Annotated in this window: 12 protein-coding genes; all 12 read right to left on the reverse strand. The window is 31.7% G+C overall.

Going from position 1 to position 16,521, the window contains the following annotated elements; all coding sequences use genetic code 11:
- Positions 1–21 precede the first annotated feature (21 nt).
- The 12 genes from AC4PG8_RS06055 to AC4PG8_RS06110 all read right to left on the reverse strand — a co-directional run bounded on the left by AC4PG8_RS06055 (position 22) and on the right by AC4PG8_RS06110 (position 16,485).
- Entirely contained in the window at positions 22–6,063 is a 6,042-nt protein-coding gene (locus tag AC4PG8_RS06055) for a LapB repeat-containing protein (protein ID WP_492170145.1), read from the reverse strand.
- Positions 6,064–6,334: 271 nt separating this feature from the next.
- The gene (locus AC4PG8_RS06060) at positions 6,335–6,910 is read right to left on the reverse strand and encodes a hypothetical protein (protein ID WP_194322506.1); all 576 of its coding nucleotides are present in this window, start codon (positions 6,908–6,910) and stop codon (positions 6,335–6,337) included.
- A 658-nt stretch (positions 6,911–7,568) separates the two neighbouring features.
- Positions 7,569–7,958: a DMP19 family protein gene (locus AC4PG8_RS06065; protein ID WP_185548042.1), complete on the reverse strand. Its 390-nt coding sequence runs from the start codon at positions 7,956–7,958 to the stop codon at positions 7,569–7,571.
- A 45-nt stretch (positions 7,959–8,003) separates the two neighbouring features.
- Entirely contained in the window at positions 8,004–8,669 is a 666-nt protein-coding gene (locus AC4PG8_RS06070; protein ID WP_492170210.1) for a HEAT repeat domain-containing protein, read from the reverse strand.
- Between the two features lie 58 nt (positions 8,670–8,727).
- Positions 8,728–9,315, reverse strand: a complete 588-nt coding sequence (locus tag AC4PG8_RS06075) for a hypothetical protein (protein ID WP_492170146.1) — start codon at positions 9,313–9,315, stop codon at positions 8,728–8,730.
- A 497-nt stretch (positions 9,316–9,812) separates the two neighbouring features.
- Positions 9,813–10,478 (reverse strand): hypothetical protein, encoded by a 666-nt coding sequence (locus AC4PG8_RS06080; RefSeq protein ID WP_160464251.1) that lies wholly within the window; start codon positions 10,476–10,478, stop codon positions 9,813–9,815.
- 901 nt (positions 10,479–11,379) lie between these two features.
- On the reverse strand, positions 11,380–12,171 hold the full coding sequence (locus AC4PG8_RS06085; RefSeq protein ID WP_492170147.1) for a hypothetical protein: 792 nt from the start codon (positions 12,169–12,171) through the stop codon (positions 11,380–11,382).
- Between the two features lie 125 nt (positions 12,172–12,296).
- Positions 12,297–13,415 carry a hypothetical protein gene (locus AC4PG8_RS06090; RefSeq protein WP_492170148.1) on the reverse strand — a complete coding sequence of 373 codons (1,119 nt, stop codon included), beginning with the start codon at positions 13,413–13,415 and terminating at the stop codon, positions 12,297–12,299.
- 556 nt (positions 13,416–13,971) lie between these two features.
- Positions 13,972–14,517 carry a hypothetical protein gene (locus tag AC4PG8_RS06095; RefSeq protein WP_160464254.1) on the reverse strand — a complete coding sequence of 182 codons (546 nt, stop codon included), beginning with the start codon at positions 14,515–14,517 and terminating at the stop codon, positions 13,972–13,974.
- A 282-nt stretch (positions 14,518–14,799) separates the two neighbouring features.
- On the reverse strand, positions 14,800–15,069 hold the full coding sequence (locus tag AC4PG8_RS06100) for a hypothetical protein (RefSeq protein WP_492170149.1): 270 nt from the start codon (positions 15,067–15,069) through the stop codon (positions 14,800–14,802).
- A gap of 267 nt (positions 15,070–15,336) precedes the next feature.
- A complete protein-coding gene (locus tag AC4PG8_RS06105) occupies positions 15,337–15,750 on the reverse strand; it encodes a hypothetical protein (protein ID WP_160464256.1) in 414 nt (137 codons plus the stop codon).
- A 75-nt stretch (positions 15,751–15,825) separates the two neighbouring features.
- Positions 15,826–16,485, reverse strand: coding sequence for a hypothetical protein (locus tag AC4PG8_RS06110; protein WP_160464257.1), 660 nt, complete (start codon positions 16,483–16,485; stop codon positions 15,826–15,828).
- Positions 16,486–16,521 lie beyond the last annotated feature (36 nt).

Here is a 16,521-nt window from a genome sequence, read left to right on the forward strand (position 1 = left end):
ACATTCTTCAAATATTATGAATCACTTTGTTTTTACTTTTGTTTTTCTTCTTAAGAACAACCATCCTCCAACAAGTAGCGACATAACACCAAAGACAATTAACTCTGTATTTAAAGTATCTCCTGTTTTTGGTATGTTTTTTGCTGGTTTGTTATTATTATCATTCTTACTTGGTATTGCTATAAACGATGCATCAGTATTTTTGACTGTTAATAGAATCGTTTTCTCAGCAACCCCTCCAGAGGAATTTGTCGCTGTTACAGTTACTTTATACTGCCCTGCTTTGTCCCAATCAACAATTTTACTTAGATTAGTAGTTACTTTTACTGTTCCATAACTATTTGTAACTTTTGTACCAATATCTTGTAGAAATTGCTTATCAGAAACTGTTTTTCCTGTTGGATAACTAATTTCTAGTTTGTCGATTGTTAGCGCAGGACTACTTGTATCTACAATCTGCACTGTGCTTTTTGATTTACTAGCTTCATTTCCAAGTGCATCTGTAACTGTAAAGTAGATAGGATAAGTTCCTACTTTATTAAGATTGACTTCACTACTGTCTACTTTAATATTTTTTGTTACATCACCATCAACAATATCAGTCGCTTTTATTCCAAAGAAAGTTATCCAATTCGGTTCTTTGCTTTGTACTTCTAATTTGTTTGTTGATTTAGTCATTTTTATGCTTGGTCCTGTTGTATCTTTAATTGTTAAAGTAACAGTTGTTTCAGCTGTGTTGCCTGAATCATCTTTCGTTGTGACTTTAATAGAATACTCACCTAAAACATTGCCTTTAATTGTTTGTTCTGGTGTATAAGTTACTTTTAATTTATTGCCTGAAAGATAATCTTTGGCTTCAATATTAAATATAGATTCTAATGATGGTAACTCGTTTACTGCTTCGATTGTTTTATTATCAGCATTATTGAAAGTTGGTGCGATCTTATTAAAGATACTTACTGACACTTTTACAGGTTCTGCAGTATTACCATATTCATCTTTCGCATTTAAAGTAACTGTATATGTTCCTACTTTATTAAAATCTACTTTTTTAGCAAAATCACTAGTAATTTTAACATCACCATCTAATTCATCCGTTACTTCCCCGTGGATATCGCTTAAAAAGGTAGCTTCTGTTACTTCGGTTTTTCCTTGATAACTTATTTTTGGATCTGCACTAATCACTGGTTTATCCTTACTTACTTCAACCGTTACTTTTTTTGTTGTTTGATTGCCTTTAGTATCTGTAGCACTGATGGTTACTTCATACTTACCAGGCTTATTCAAATTCACTTTTTCTGCAAAATTAGAAGTAATAATTAAATCAGTTGTATCATCATTGTTATCTGTCACATCTAAACGAGCATCTTGGAAGAATTCTGCTTCTGTTTTTGTTGTATTAACGTGGTAAGACACATTATCTGTTTTAATCACTGGTCCCACGGTATCTACTACATTAATAGTAATTGTTTGTGGAATAGCTTGATTTCCACTAGAATCTGCTAAATTCACTTGAACTTGATATTGTCCAGGTTTCACACTAGCGATGTCACTAAAAATAGTACTAAAGTTGCTAGTAAATACCATTGGCTGTTTATTTGGTTGGACTGATTGACCTGGTGCTAAATCATAATTATCTCCACCGATAAGTCCTGCCGCTTTATACAATTCTTGTTCAGTTAATTTTCGCATGTTTTCGATAGAATACGTTAATGGATTATTCGTTATTAAAATTGTAGGCGAAGTAGTATCTACTATGCGTAAATTTACTGTTTGAGTAGCTTTGTTGCCACTTGCATCTGTTGCTGTAACAGTAACTGGGTATGTTCCAAGTACATCCCATTTAACTTTACTATAGTCTACTACTGGTGTGATATTTCCATCATGCGTATCTGTTGCTGTTACATTTAGCGGCTTATTCCAATCAATATTTGCTTCCGTACTATTTACTTCTGCTGATGCATCTTGATTAACTGTTAATGTCGGAACTGTATAATCTATATCAAACGTTTTTTCATCAGAAGCGGTATTTCCAGCCTCATCTGTTGCTGTGTTTTTAGCGATATATGTTCCTTCATCGTTTGGAATACGAATCGTATTTCCAGTTCCAGAATAAATGACTGTTCCATTACTATCTACTACTGTCCATTCATTTGTTACTTCTGTAGCCTCATCACTTGATTCAATTGTAATTGCATTTGGAGTAACTGCTTTATCTAGTATAATCTTTGTAGTTGGTTTACTAGTTTCAGTAATATAAATTTCTGCTACCCCACCCACACCTGGAACTACACTATTTAAAGTATATTCCTTTGTAGACATATTAAATAAAGGATTCTTTGCTGAATAGACAAAATTCGTTCCAGTTGGCGCAGTTACTTTTAATTTAAAATCAGCTGGGTTTTTAATAGCTACATCACCAAAAGAAAATTCTCCCTTACTATTCGTTTTAATTGCTGATTGTACTTCTTTTCCATCTTTATCAAATAAAGCTATTTCATAATCTTGACCGTAAGATGTGATTTTTGGTTCTCCGTCTTTATTTACAAAAACAACAGCGCCTTTTATAGGTGTTGCCATATAAATAGGTATATGAATACCAACTAGACTTTTAGGATTTCCGTTAGCCAAATCATCAATTGTGAATTCTGTAGAGTTATTGACTGTTATCCAGCCAATCGAATCATCTTTTGAGTCTTTTACGATTTTATTTGGACCGGTAGTAATAAAGTCTGCATTTTTATTTGGTAAATGAGCAGCTATTTTATATGTTCCATTACTCAAGCCATTAAAATCAAATAAACCTTTTTGTTTATCCAAAGCGTCCGAGGAAGTATAAACGGTTTCCACTTTCTCGAATTCATTGTTATTTTTTTTGTATAAATCTAATTTAACAGCATTTAAGCCTAGTTCGTCCGCATCTTGTACACCATTTTTGTTAAGATCGGAAAAAGAGTTACCGGCTATGTTTAAATCTGTTGATGGATTTGTACTTTTTACTCCCCCACGAGGAGGTTCTGATGCTAATTTGCTTGTACCAGAGCTTGTTTCCTTATCAATCCGGTAAGCAATCGAGTTATATGCTATTTCACCATTTCTTGGAGCATCTGTTGGCACTATTGCTTCAAAGTTTAGGCTGATTTCGTCTCCTACTTTGAATTCTGTATTTGGTAGCTTAATACGGAAACTTTTTACATCTGCCATACTTGTTGGTGCCACGATTTGCCAAGGGTCACCTGCTACATCCTCCCCGTTTGCATCGAAACGTTCAGGTGTATTACTTGTTGAATATTCTAAAGTTGCTGAATCACTTTTCTTCCCATTAACAAGAACTTCGATTTCACTAGTTGGGATAACTGAAAATTTCGATCCGCGTGGACCAGTGCCTAAAACATACTGATCATCCTTGTGCGGAAGTATATCGATAATTTCTAAGTTCTTCATACTTCTTGTACCATTATTTTCAAATGTTAAATTATAATCTACTCTTTTACCTGGAATTGTAGTAGCTGTATTTGCACTAACATCAACAAAGTCGTTATCTTGACTTCCTTTAATTTTCATTTTAGTTGCAATACTATTAGATGCACCTACATTTGCAGTCTTCGATTTAGACAAGTATTTAGTAGATGTTACCCCGGGAAGTTTGGATTGTAATTCGGCAGATAATTCTTTTGTTTCAAATCCTGAATTAGCAGCACCATATAAATTCCAACTGGAATCTGTCATTGATCCCATACCAAATTCTACTTTATTTGCGCCACTGTTTGCTTTATTTAATTTAAAAACTAAATCTAAGGCTAGCATTTCGCAATTTTCCATGCCTGGTGCTAAACCAGTATCCGGCGCTTCCCAGTAATACAATGTGGAACCATCTGATAAAGTTTCTTTTCCCTTAACATCTGCACTGGATTTAGGGTAAAGAGTATTCGTTCCATTAGCAGGAGCATACGTATAATTTAATATACTTCTATATGGTTGTTGAATGAAATTTTTCATAGTTTCTACATCGACACCCTTTGGTACTACTACAAAAATATATGGATTTTCTAGTTTACTTCCGTATGAACCTAAACGTACTGACTGTGCAATTTTGTCGCCATTAAAGAAAATTGTACTTTCAAATCCTTTACCATAAATACCAGCAGTTGAAGATAAGAAGACATCGCCATTTATTTTCGCTGGAGTAGAAGTTTTTTCTACTACTTGAACTTTCTTTTCATAGCTACTTGCAGTTGTATCAATTGCTTTACTGGTTTTATCAGAGTCTGTATAAGTGATAGATTCCGGTCGGAGTGTAAAGGATTCTCCTGCTTTCACACCAGTATTTTGCATTCGTATTGTTCCATGAGTATACGGCGGCATATCTTTATCATTAATAATTCCGTCTCTAGAAGTAAGTTTTAGCTTTTCAATACGATTAACAGACTGGTCAATCTTTGAAAAATCCCAACCACTAGAAGTTTGTGGAGCCATTGATACCCATTTACCATTCTGATAGTACTCTAATTTTTTCATACTTGCCATTGAGTTATTGTTCGGGATGTAAGATAGTACTTTAATCCCTTTAGGAATTGGTGCTACAATTTCTAAATCATTAACACCTGGTGCCGCAGAAGATATTCTAGGCATGAATCCCCATTCCAGTACATCGCCTTCTGATATGCTTGTTTTAGAAACTTTGCTATCAACAGCTATTGAAGTCGCTGAGTCAGTCACTTCGGTCTTAATTTTAATGGAAGTTACCAAAATATCTTCATCATATACATTCACAGTACCAGTATACTCTGTTCCTTTAACCGCATCTGCTGGTATTTTCGCTGCCATTGATACCTGTATTCTTTGGTAAATATTAGCGTTAATTGGTCCATATTCGACTACTTGTTTCTCATCATCATTAACAAGTACATTTGCTTTACCATTAACTGTGCTAAGCTGTGACCAATAAGGCTCTCCGAATCTAACTACGTAAGGATCTGCCGTATTAACAGATATAATATCCCCACCATTTTCTTTAAGAAATTCTAATTTTAAATTTTTGAAACTTTTATTTTCCGAACTTTTCTTCTGGATTTCAGGCCATTGGATGGTATATCCACCTGGCTTAAGTGAAAATGCGAGTTCTTTCATACTAAAAGCCCAGCTATTATCACCTGCTGTAATTGGGCTATAGTCTAGATTGCTGCTATTTTCTTCTAAATTAACGGTGGTTGTTTTTTCTGCTGGTGTATATGTGGCACCAGCACTGTTCTCTCCTGACAGTGTAGCTTTTAGATTCATTGGTACTCCTGGCTTTGCACCATAACCAGCTCTTACAACGATTGGAATATCAAATGGAGCACCACTAGATATATTATCCACTAAGTTAATGGTTAATTTACCTGTAATCGCACTATAAGATGTTGATTTTATATTCCTATTTGCTGCTGTATCTTTAGGATAATTCACTAGTTCAAGATTAGAGTTATTAAAATCTATTACTAATTTACCGTTTTTCAATGTCGTAGAACCATCTAGAAAATTAATAGAATAGTTAAAAGTTATTTGTTCTGTATAATTAGCTAATGTGGCTTTACTTGAATCAGCTTGAAGAAATAGTTTATCCGAAATGGATGAACGCAGTAACTGTCTATTTGATTTTTCGACTGTTTTTGCAACTTCTTCATCTACATTTTTTACGATTAAATCTAACTTTGCTTGTACTTTGTCCCCTTCTTTTAGCTCTAGTTCGTATTTTCCTGTTTGAGAAGCAAGTAAATATAAAGTTATTTCTTCCCCTGTACCTATAATTGTTAATTCATTTTTTTCTTTGTTATATTCAACTTCTTTGCCTGTCTTTTTCTCATCTAAACTAAAAGATTTTGGTAAAGATAATTTATATTCTTTATCTTTAACAGCATCTTTTATTAAAATTATATTATTATTAGTTGATTTTTTTTCTAACTTAATAACTTTTTGTTGTTGCTCTTCGGTAGTTGCATAAACAACATTGAAGTTTGAAACAATCACAGTTTGGATTAAGATAGTAAATGACAAAATCCCGATAAAGATTTTTCTGATCAATTCGTTTCTCCTCCGTTCTAAATATTGTAAGTCGACTACTATTCATTATAAATAACCAATTAGTCATTAAATATATGCGGTTTCATCCAAAATTCGTAAAAAAAAGCTTAATGTGAACAAAAGGTGAACAAAAAGAATCATAAAAATCGATATACCTTGTTAGAGCTAACTTTACAAAGAGTCGTAAAAAATCTGTTGATAGCCAAATAAATCCAATCCTTTTAAAGGATTGGATTTATTAAAAATAATTATTAATTTTTTAAAGATTTATTTATTCATGTTTTTTATAATTATTAACTAAACGCTTCCTGAACTTCCTGTATAGCCTATCTTTCATCCCCAGATTCTCCACAGTCAAAAATGTTTCTACATCATACCAAGGAATATCAATATCAAGTTTTTTATCAATCGCTAACAGGGCTGTGTCTGAATATTCATTAACGAAAAGAAAGAGTTGCTCAGAAGGAAAATACATATAGCAATATAAAAATATCGTTGTCTCGGTTATATTTTCAAAATCCAAATTTTCTACTATACTACCCTCTTCCTGTGTAAAGTCTATTACTTCCTTTAAATTAAAGATAGTTTTGCTCTTTTGTAAAAATTTATCTTCTTTCAAAATTTCACTAATATATGCTTTCTCATCCTGTGTAATTTCCACAATTTGTTTAATCATATGGATGAATTCTTTCGTATCCATATAAATAGCCTCTGGTTCTTCAAAATAAAAATTGTATTTTGAGGGATTAGAAAATATTTGTTTCGGTAAATTTTTTTCTAAATCGATAAGTTTTTTTATGCGCTTTTCAACCTCAGCTCCCGTTAAATTTTGCTTAAAATCTATCATCCTCATTCATCCCTTCTAACACTGATTCTGCTTTTTCTTTATTTGTTTGATTGACACAGCTTGCTAGTAAAAAAGGAATTGACCCGTTTTCAGCGAATCAGTTCCTTTTGTTATTGTTGAAATGAAGTAAACGATGCCGCTTTTTCTTTTAGAATATCTAGAAATAGCGCTACCTTGTAATTGAACTTGATCTAATTTCTCCGTTGCAAGGGCGCAAAAAAAGGCAAATTCATGTTAGTAAAATAACAAGTGCCAAAATCATTGCACCTATATTAGTCCGATGTCGTTCTTGGTAAGTTTTGATAATGTTTTTCCCTAATATTAATTAATCAGCGCAAAAATGATTCCTATAATAAAAAGACCAAATACAAAACCAACAATAGATTGCCAACTTCTTTGTTTCATTATGTCTCCTCCGTTTCTCTAGATGTATTGTGAAACTTTTTTCAAGTCCTCTATAAAATATCATACAAAAAGCCCGAAATCAACGTGATTTTTGAAGGAACTTTTATTTGATTTTCCAAAAAAATTACATATTGAATTTTTATTCTTGTAAAGCATTGGCATTCGAGTAATTACCAAAATTTACTCTATACACAAAATCGACATGTTCTGTTAATAGGTAAAAAAAAGACGAGATTCGACCTCTTTTGGCATTTTATTCTTCAAGTAAAATGTTGGAATAAGACTCTTCTTCACCTAACGGATAGTTATCTGAAATATTATCTAAAAACTCCCAGTCTTCATCACTTAACTTAGAAATAACCGCAGAATAATCATCTAAACGATTAATTTTTTTAGTCCATGTAGCAAATGCTTGGACTAGTTCTAGATTGGCTTTATCGTCCAATTTCGTATATGCCTCTATTAAAAGGTCCAACATGTCTGCATTAACATTAAAGTACGTTAATAGAAAACCATCCATCGGCACGTAATCTTCATAAATATATTGCGCGACAATTAATTTCTCACCGTGCGTTAACGGTTGGCCATCCTCATCTTTCTTTAAAAAGCTTTGAGCTAATTCTGTGAATTCTTCGTATGTCATTTGTATAAACTCCTTTTTGAATTATGATTAAACTTGGCATAAAATTTACTCTCTTTTAATTTTCTCCAAAACAATTTCTGCTGCATCTTTCACTGATATTGGAATATCCCGCTCTAAAAGGTTCTTGGTACTAGATTTTATCATTTCTTTATTAGCTTGATTGATACAGTCTTCTAGCACTCTCAGGCTCCTTATTATCGTCAAATGGTAGCTATCATCTAGTAGGGCAATAATATTGGAAAGCATTGCTTCATCACCCAGAAAATGCAAGGCTGAGTATATTCCTACTTTTGCAAAAGAGTCCGTTTCTTTATCTAACTGTTTTTCCAGCATTTTCTTCGCTACGTCAGTTCCTACAAAACCGATTGATTCAGCCGCAAAGCAACGTACATTAGGGTTGTTATCGCCCAACGCCTTCTTTAAATACGGGAGACTTTCAACTTTAGCCAAATTCCCTAAAATCTCTATGGAGCACATTTGAACTAAATCATCGTCGTCCGTTGTCCCTATGAGGGCTGCTTGAAAAACTGCTTCACTATCAAAATAATATAAATACTCATAGGCAAATATTCGAGCATTCTCATCGCTATTATTTATGCTAGCTAGTAAGATGTTCTCCAATTCTAGTGGGGCCTTTTCAAGATTTAACTCACTTATCAAATCTTCTGCCTTCTCATAATCAAAAGGTTTTTGCTGGATAATAGTTTTAATTTCATTGAGAATTTTTTTCGTTTTTTTTTAGCAGATATTCCCACCTCCAAATGGAATCTCACCGTTGCTTCCACTTGCGCACAATCTTCTTCAGAAAGCTTTCTTTTTCCACCTCTTCATCCGCCCTGCAATTTATAATATGTTTAAAATATCTCGAAAACTCTGAGTCATAGCTAAAATTATCTTCCCCGTACTGAATAAGTTGCTCTCTGTTCGCTCTTTTCCATTTCAAATAATCCTTTTCAGGTATACCAAAAGAAGTCAAAAAGACGTCATCCGGGTTATTTATTGCTACATTACGAAGCATTTCCTGCCCTTTCTCCTCAAGTTCCAAATAATTATCATTTTCTTCAAAATAGATTGGATTAATTAGCATGCAATAACCTATTATCCAGCCGACCTCTGTTATATTTCCCAGCTCATTAATGCCGAAATCATACATATATTTCAACTTATCGCCTTCTGTCTCATCATCTTCCACTTCATACATATCAACCAACATATCCCATCTAATATAAAACGCCCGTACAAAATAACGAATATTCTTCTTATCAGACATCCAGGTATTATAGCTATAATCTAATACCTCTTGAACCTTTTCTTCTATCTCCAGTTGGTCTAGTTCTTCCCATTCTAGGCTTATCATAAGATCCTCTCGTTTCTATGAGTAATTGTTATGGAATATACAAAAAATCTTTTATTAATGTAAACACAAAAATTAGTAAACATAAAAAATATAGTGAGCATAACGTATACAAAGTCTTTTTATTTTCATATAGTTTAAAATATAAAAAAGCAATGACGATTAGCAATGTTATTGTAAAAACTGCTATCACACTTAATAAAAATTCTAGCATGCCCGCTCCCCCTCATTCACACTGTAAAGAAAACAAACGTAGACAAGATAATACCACCTACTACAGTAAATAAGTATGGCATAAACCTTATTAATTTGTTTTTCTTCCCTCTATATTTATCGAAAAATATAAAACATAAGGTAGTTATAGCTAAAAATTCAAGCGAAATGATAGTTTTTAAAATCGTCAACATATAAAGTACCTCCTTGTTACTTTTCTAGAAGAATTTGAATTATTGGAGATTCAGCAAACAATCAATCTGTTTAATTTAATCAATCCGCTCTTTTCAAATTATATCAACCTTGTATAATATATCTTTTCTTTGCTTATGAGCTAGAACTAAACGATCATTGTCTATCCATTTTAAATTTCCTAGGTGTGCGGAAAATACAAATGGATTAGGTAAATCACTGAGGATAAATTCTTTTCTTATGATTTTCTGTTCTTTGTTAAAAATAACGATATATATGTCAGCTTTGTATAAGCCGTGCTCAATATAAATTTGTGCTTTTTGTTTTCTATTTGGACTGGATTTTGGTTTTTTATAGTAGTAATTATTTTGATAGTCTAATTCTTTTACCTTTTCGTATGCCTCAATAAATCTAGCCTTATCTAATCCCAAATCACGACACGCTTCTATAGCACCTATGTGAAGCAGTTCTAAAATGATTTTTTTCTTTTCTGAGTCATTTTCATCATTAAACTTATTTAAATCAAACAACTTATTTTCAAAATAAACTCTATAAATGGCATCGAGGTGATGAGATTTATCCACTTTTTTTCCCGTTGGTATACAATTAATATCAATACAAGAAGTCTCTTTTGTCACCATTGGTTTAAATGCACCTGAATACATTTCTGAAATACAGTGACTTTGACTGTCAAATGACATAATTGGATTCTTTTCTTTATCATAATCAAATCCTATAGAAAAATAGTTTAATTTTTTCATATTTCATCTCCAAGTTTAAGTTTTATGCCAAGGTACTAGAAAACAAAAGATATAGCGAACAAATAAATGACATAACAGCACATTAATATACCCCATCCCACTGAAATAAGGATGCCTATATTACTTTTTTTCAAATAGCATAAAATCCATCCCACTATGGTAAATACGATACTCAGTAAAGTGACTGCTACTAATATATTGTTTCTGAATTGATTATCCCAGACTACAAATAGGGCATAAGAAAGAGTAAGACTACATTGTATAATGCCTACACAAATTACATATACAAATTTCTCCTTCCACCCTGTCTTATAATCATCATTTATATCTCTATATACTTTTAAGATATAACTTGAAAATAGTGCTACCAAAATACAAAGTAAACTAAGCAGTATATTCATAAACGCCCCTTTCTCCATGTTTTAAACTAATAGAAAGAAATGATTAAACAGATAGACGAAATAATAAGTCATCAGTGCGCACCATATAATGGTTAAAATAATCATCATGCTATTTTTGGTATTCTGCTTAAAGAGGTACAGAAGAATACTAGTAACTATTAAACTTACAATCGTCTGAAACAGGGTGGTATCGTTTCGTACATCCCAAATGATAAAGAAAATAAAAGAGCAAGCTACAGAATAACCGAGTTCTAAAATACATAATATGGTTATAAATGTAAAAACTAGCTTAGGTATCCTATTGGATAGTTGTTCTATTGTTCGCAATAACTCCCCACTATACAATCCGATTAAAATGCATAATAGACTTACTAATGCTTTAGTTAAAAAGATTATTCTAATCACTCCCATTTTTGCGTATCGTGATATTCTACTGATAATAATGTTGCAGTTCATGTGACAAGCTATTTAGTTTGGAAAAAAGCGCACCTGCTATTCCTCTATAATTTAGAAAGCTGGACAATGTTGAATTCATTTTTACTTTCTAAAACTACTTCACTATATCCGTTACTTATGGAGGATGACTTATCATACACTTTTTTATCTATAATGATTTCTTCTGTAATTTCCATACTTTCATTCACCTGATATATACGGTTCCGGTACCAAGCGTAAAAGTTATCACGCACACTCAACAATCCGCTCACAGTATAGTCTAATACGACTTTATTTTGAACTTTTTTCGAGGATAAATCATAGTCTAAAGTAAAGTCATCACCATTTTCTTCATAACACAGTATCCGTATGCTTTTATTATTACAGCTAATCGATTGTACATCAATAAGCGTTTCTAAAATGGTGTCATCTAAGAGCCCTGTAATTTCTCCTGTAAATATATCTATTTTAATAAGTCCTAGTTCTGTTATAGGTAAATTCTCCTCACTCCCAAACATGCCTTCTTCTGAGTAAATAATATAAGCTTCATCATTCACTAGGATAAAATCGATTGCACCTTCACCTAATTTGTATTTAAACGTCTCCCTTGTCATACATGAGATAATTAAATAACTGTGCGCCTCATCATTGCACAAAATACAAATCTTCTCATCTGACAATATGACTTTGTTAATTCTGAAATACCGATTCGAAATTATTTCATCATTTATTTCACATAAAATTTCTTCCCCAGAAAAAAGTTTCAAACAGTCTTGTTCTTTTTGGAAATTAAGTACTTCTCCTCCAGTTTCTTTAAAAGCATAAATAGATTGTGCTTGTTTTTTTATTTTTAGCATTGATTATAGTCCCTCCTTAGACCTCGAATTTCATAATTGAAATATATCCGCCTGCTGCTATTCTGACTCTTAAAATATTGTCCTAAATTAACATTTCTCTATCTCACAACCAACTTCTATCATCCCTATTTATAATTAGCTATCAGTTCTGCTAGAAATTTCTCCTCATCTTTCAGCCATGGACCCCATTCTTCTCCTGGATTCGCCGCGAACAACTTTACTTCTTTCCAATTTTCAAGTGGATTTTTGATGGAAAGAGATTTTTTAATTGCCAAAATACTAATTTCACTCTCTTTATCACCAAAAATAAAACAGTCGGAATTAAAGTACCAGTATAAATAATCAAAAGCCGTAAAATTCATTTTTTCTGTCTCGCCACACCATAAAATTTCACCATATTCCTTTTCCGTTATACCTGTACTTAATTCAGCATATGGAACATCTATTTGTTTTATCTTTTTAAAAATAAATTTTCTTATAGTTTCATAATAAGAATGTGGCGTAAACAACCTGACACTTTCTTGCTTAAGCAGTTGTCCAATTTTATTTAAGTCGTTTATGAAGTCATCGTCATAACAATGAAAGAAATCGGTAAAATAAAAATCATATAACTCCGGCTTTTTAAAAATTTGCTTTGGTAATACCGCCTTATAGTCAACTAAGTACCCAATCTCATTTCTCAAATTTTCATTATGATCCTCAATCAATCGAGATTTTGCTCCTGTTCCTTGTACAGTATCCAGTAATTCTGTATTAGTAATTTGTTGAAAAAGCCGCACCAAATCTATCCCTTTTGAAAATATACCTATCGCTCTAACATCAAGTATAGGAGTGATAATAACCATGCCATCTTCTAATTCGATTTGTTTCCTACAATCTAATTCTATTTTTTGTTTAAATAAAAATAGCCTATTCAGATATGGACTATAATATCCTTCTATAAACAAACGGAACATTTCTTGTTTAAGTTGTTGCGATTCACCCTGCAAGATAACCTTTTTATATCCACCTATTTCGTCTCCTTGCAATTCTGTATATGAAGAATCTTCATCATTCAAAAAATAAGCAGAAATCATATATTCGCCAAAAGCATCGCAAATATCTTCTACATCTTGCTCTAACGGTTTTTCCGGGTCTTTAAAATAATAAATATATATTTGGTCCGCTCCGTCAATTCCTATATCACTTCCATACTCGAGTGCATCTTCGGCTCTGACAATCTCTATTTGTTCTCTATTTAACATGTGGTTCACCTTCTTTTTCAGAAATAGTTAATCCTAGACAATCAGCAAAAACATCCAATATTTATCACCGTTTTTCATAAAAATAAATCGCCTATCTGTATTGTAAAAAATACGCCCAAAGCAAACACTAACCAAAACAAAACTTTGCTCTTTTTCTGCTCTAAATTAAGACAAGTTACTAAACAAATAATTACTAGAAATATATAAATTGTTAATAGCAATTGAATAATCTCCTCTCTATGTTGTAACTAGTTTTTATTTATCCTTGATTTTCCAGTGTGAAAATACTTTTTTCTAAAATGTAGACTACCTTTTTCTCTTAGCTGAAATACGATTTTGAATTTTTCAGCTTTAGGCTATTATCCAGAACATAATAAGTCCTATAGAAGATAAAACTATGCCAAGCCATGCCCAAATATATGCAATTACTTCTTTGCTTGCCTTTCCTGCAATGCAAAAACATATACCGAATATTAACATGCTTAATATAAGACAACTTAAACCAATTAGAATATTCATTTCCTAGCTCCCCGCTGAATTCGTTGTGCTATATCATCTAAGAAAAATTTCTATAATTCTTTATTAATCCATTACTGAATCTCTTTTTAATTATTTCGACAGAGCAATACTCCTCAACCTCATACCAACTAACATCCACATCGAGCTTTTTATCAATGGCTAATACGGCTATTTCTGAATATCCATCAGCTAAAATAAAAATTTGCTCAGATGGAAAATACATGAAAAAATGGATGAGCACGTTTTTTTCCATTATATTATCAATATCTAAATCATTAATAATATCACTGTCGCTCTGAGAAAAGTCTATTTTCCGTCTTAACTCTAAGCTTATTTTCCACTTCTGCAAAAATTTCTTTTCTTCCAAAATTTCACTGATATAGGCTTCCTTATCATGCGTCTTTTCAACAAACTGTTTTATCATCTTGATAAAATCCTCATCGTCTATAGAGATAGCCTCTGGTTCTTCAAAATAGTAGTTGTATTTATTTGGTTCGAAAAATATTTGTTTTGGTAGTGTTTTTTCAACATGAATGAGTTTGTTTATTCTTTCTTCAATCTCAAAACCGGATAAATTATACATAAAATCATTCATTCCCTTATTTTAAATTTTGCAATATGCCTATGATTATTAGATTTCGATCAAAAAAGCTATCAATAATTTACTAATTAAACAATTCCTTAATAGCATAGTACTCATATAATCCAAAAATCATAAAAACAATCAAAAAAACGGTCATTATATATGTATTTCTATATTTTTTAGGGGTATTATCTGAAAACACTTGGAAATAGATTAAAATTATTATATTTGTTATTAACAGAAAGATTAATAAATCAGGCATATTTAAGTTCTCCTTAGACTTTAATATAAAAAAAATGAACTTTTAATAACGATTACAAACATACTTATACAAATAGTTTGAAGATAACCTTGAATTTTTTTATTTTTATTCATTTTTTTAATTAAATCAAATAACATAAATATATTTGCAAGCAGAATGAAAGCTACACTAACCTCGATGATAGATTGAGCTCCTGGTAACTCCCATAAATAATACACAATCACCGTTACTACTAGCAAAAAGCATAAACTTAACTTAAAATATTTCCAAGATTTATTTTTTTTATTCACCTTATCTCCCTCCTACTTGTAATTCCTACTCTCACATACGACCTGCTCCAGTAATGCCAAAGTCTTCTTGATAGGAGAAAAATATTCGTCTTTTGTGATACATGATTGGTTTTTGTCTAACATTATTTTCTCCCTATAAAGGATTATTTATTTTTAATGCTATTTCTTCCCTATAGACTTTCTTCAAAGTTTAGAAAGCTGTACAATGCTGAATTCATTTTCACTTTCTAAAACCACTTCGCTATATCCGGTGCTTAGTTTTGTATATTAGAGTCCTAATATAATTACAATAACGTCTAACTCAATCGCTTTTACTAGCCAAGCCTCTAACCTCTGAACCAAGCTGATTAATGAATTTATTATTTGTATTTTTTCAATGTATTTATCTTCTTTAAAACTATTTTTTATAACCTTATCTGCAATTCCTTCAAGATCTATCTTTTTTAGACTATTTATTAAATTATCTACTTCCACAAAACTAAAATAATTCTCCCCAAACATACTGAAATCCGCTTTACTCTTTTCAAAAACACCAAGTAAATATTCAAAAATATCGCTATTAATATAATACGAATCTTCATTCCAAAATTCTTTTTCGGCGGAACTGTATTTAAATTCTACATACATCGTTCCTTCTAATTGATTTTTTCTTAAAAACAAGTCATTATCTATATTTTTCATAATTAATTTCCCGCCTCTAGGATCATTTGAAAATATTTCTCTCATCCCATTAATATCTAATTAATCTATAACGATTCAATCTTTAGCAGCGACCGAAAATTCATATACTTCTTTTTTGATATATTTATGTCTCAATTCTACCGTATAGTTATTTATCCATATAAGTTCTCCCAATATATCTAAACCTATACGCCCTGGATGCTTCAAAACTATTTTTTCTTTTAATTCCACTTGTTTCTTTCTATTTTCAATGATTATATAGGCTTCTGTCTGTTCAATTCCCCAATTAATTTCCACATAGGCTCTGAGCTTTCTATCTGGACTAGATTTAGGCTTCTTCCAAATAAAATAATTTTTAAAGTTTCGTTCCTCCATCGCTTTAAATACCTGTTCAAAAATCCATTTATCTAAAGCCAAAATTTCTGTTGTTTTCTCTAAGCCATTTTGCAGTAATCTTACAAGTTGTTGTTCTTTCTCAAATTCATTTAATTTATTGAATTCCGAAACATCATATTCGATAAAAACATCTAGAAATGTAGAGATTATCATTGGAATTTCCATATTTTCTTTTACCGCACAATTAATATTGATAACACTAACATTTTCAGTGCGAATCTTGCCTAATAAGCTGGAGAATAAATCTGTAATTGCTTCTGCCTGGATGTGAAATGTTTCTGAAAAAGGTATATTGCTAACATCTTCATCGCTGTATAATCTCACTTCTTTTAAATACATATTTCGCTCCTATCCCATTCATACTTCACTTGATTC

The organism is Listeria sp. MAN/IMW/UF555 (assembly GCF_058684075.1).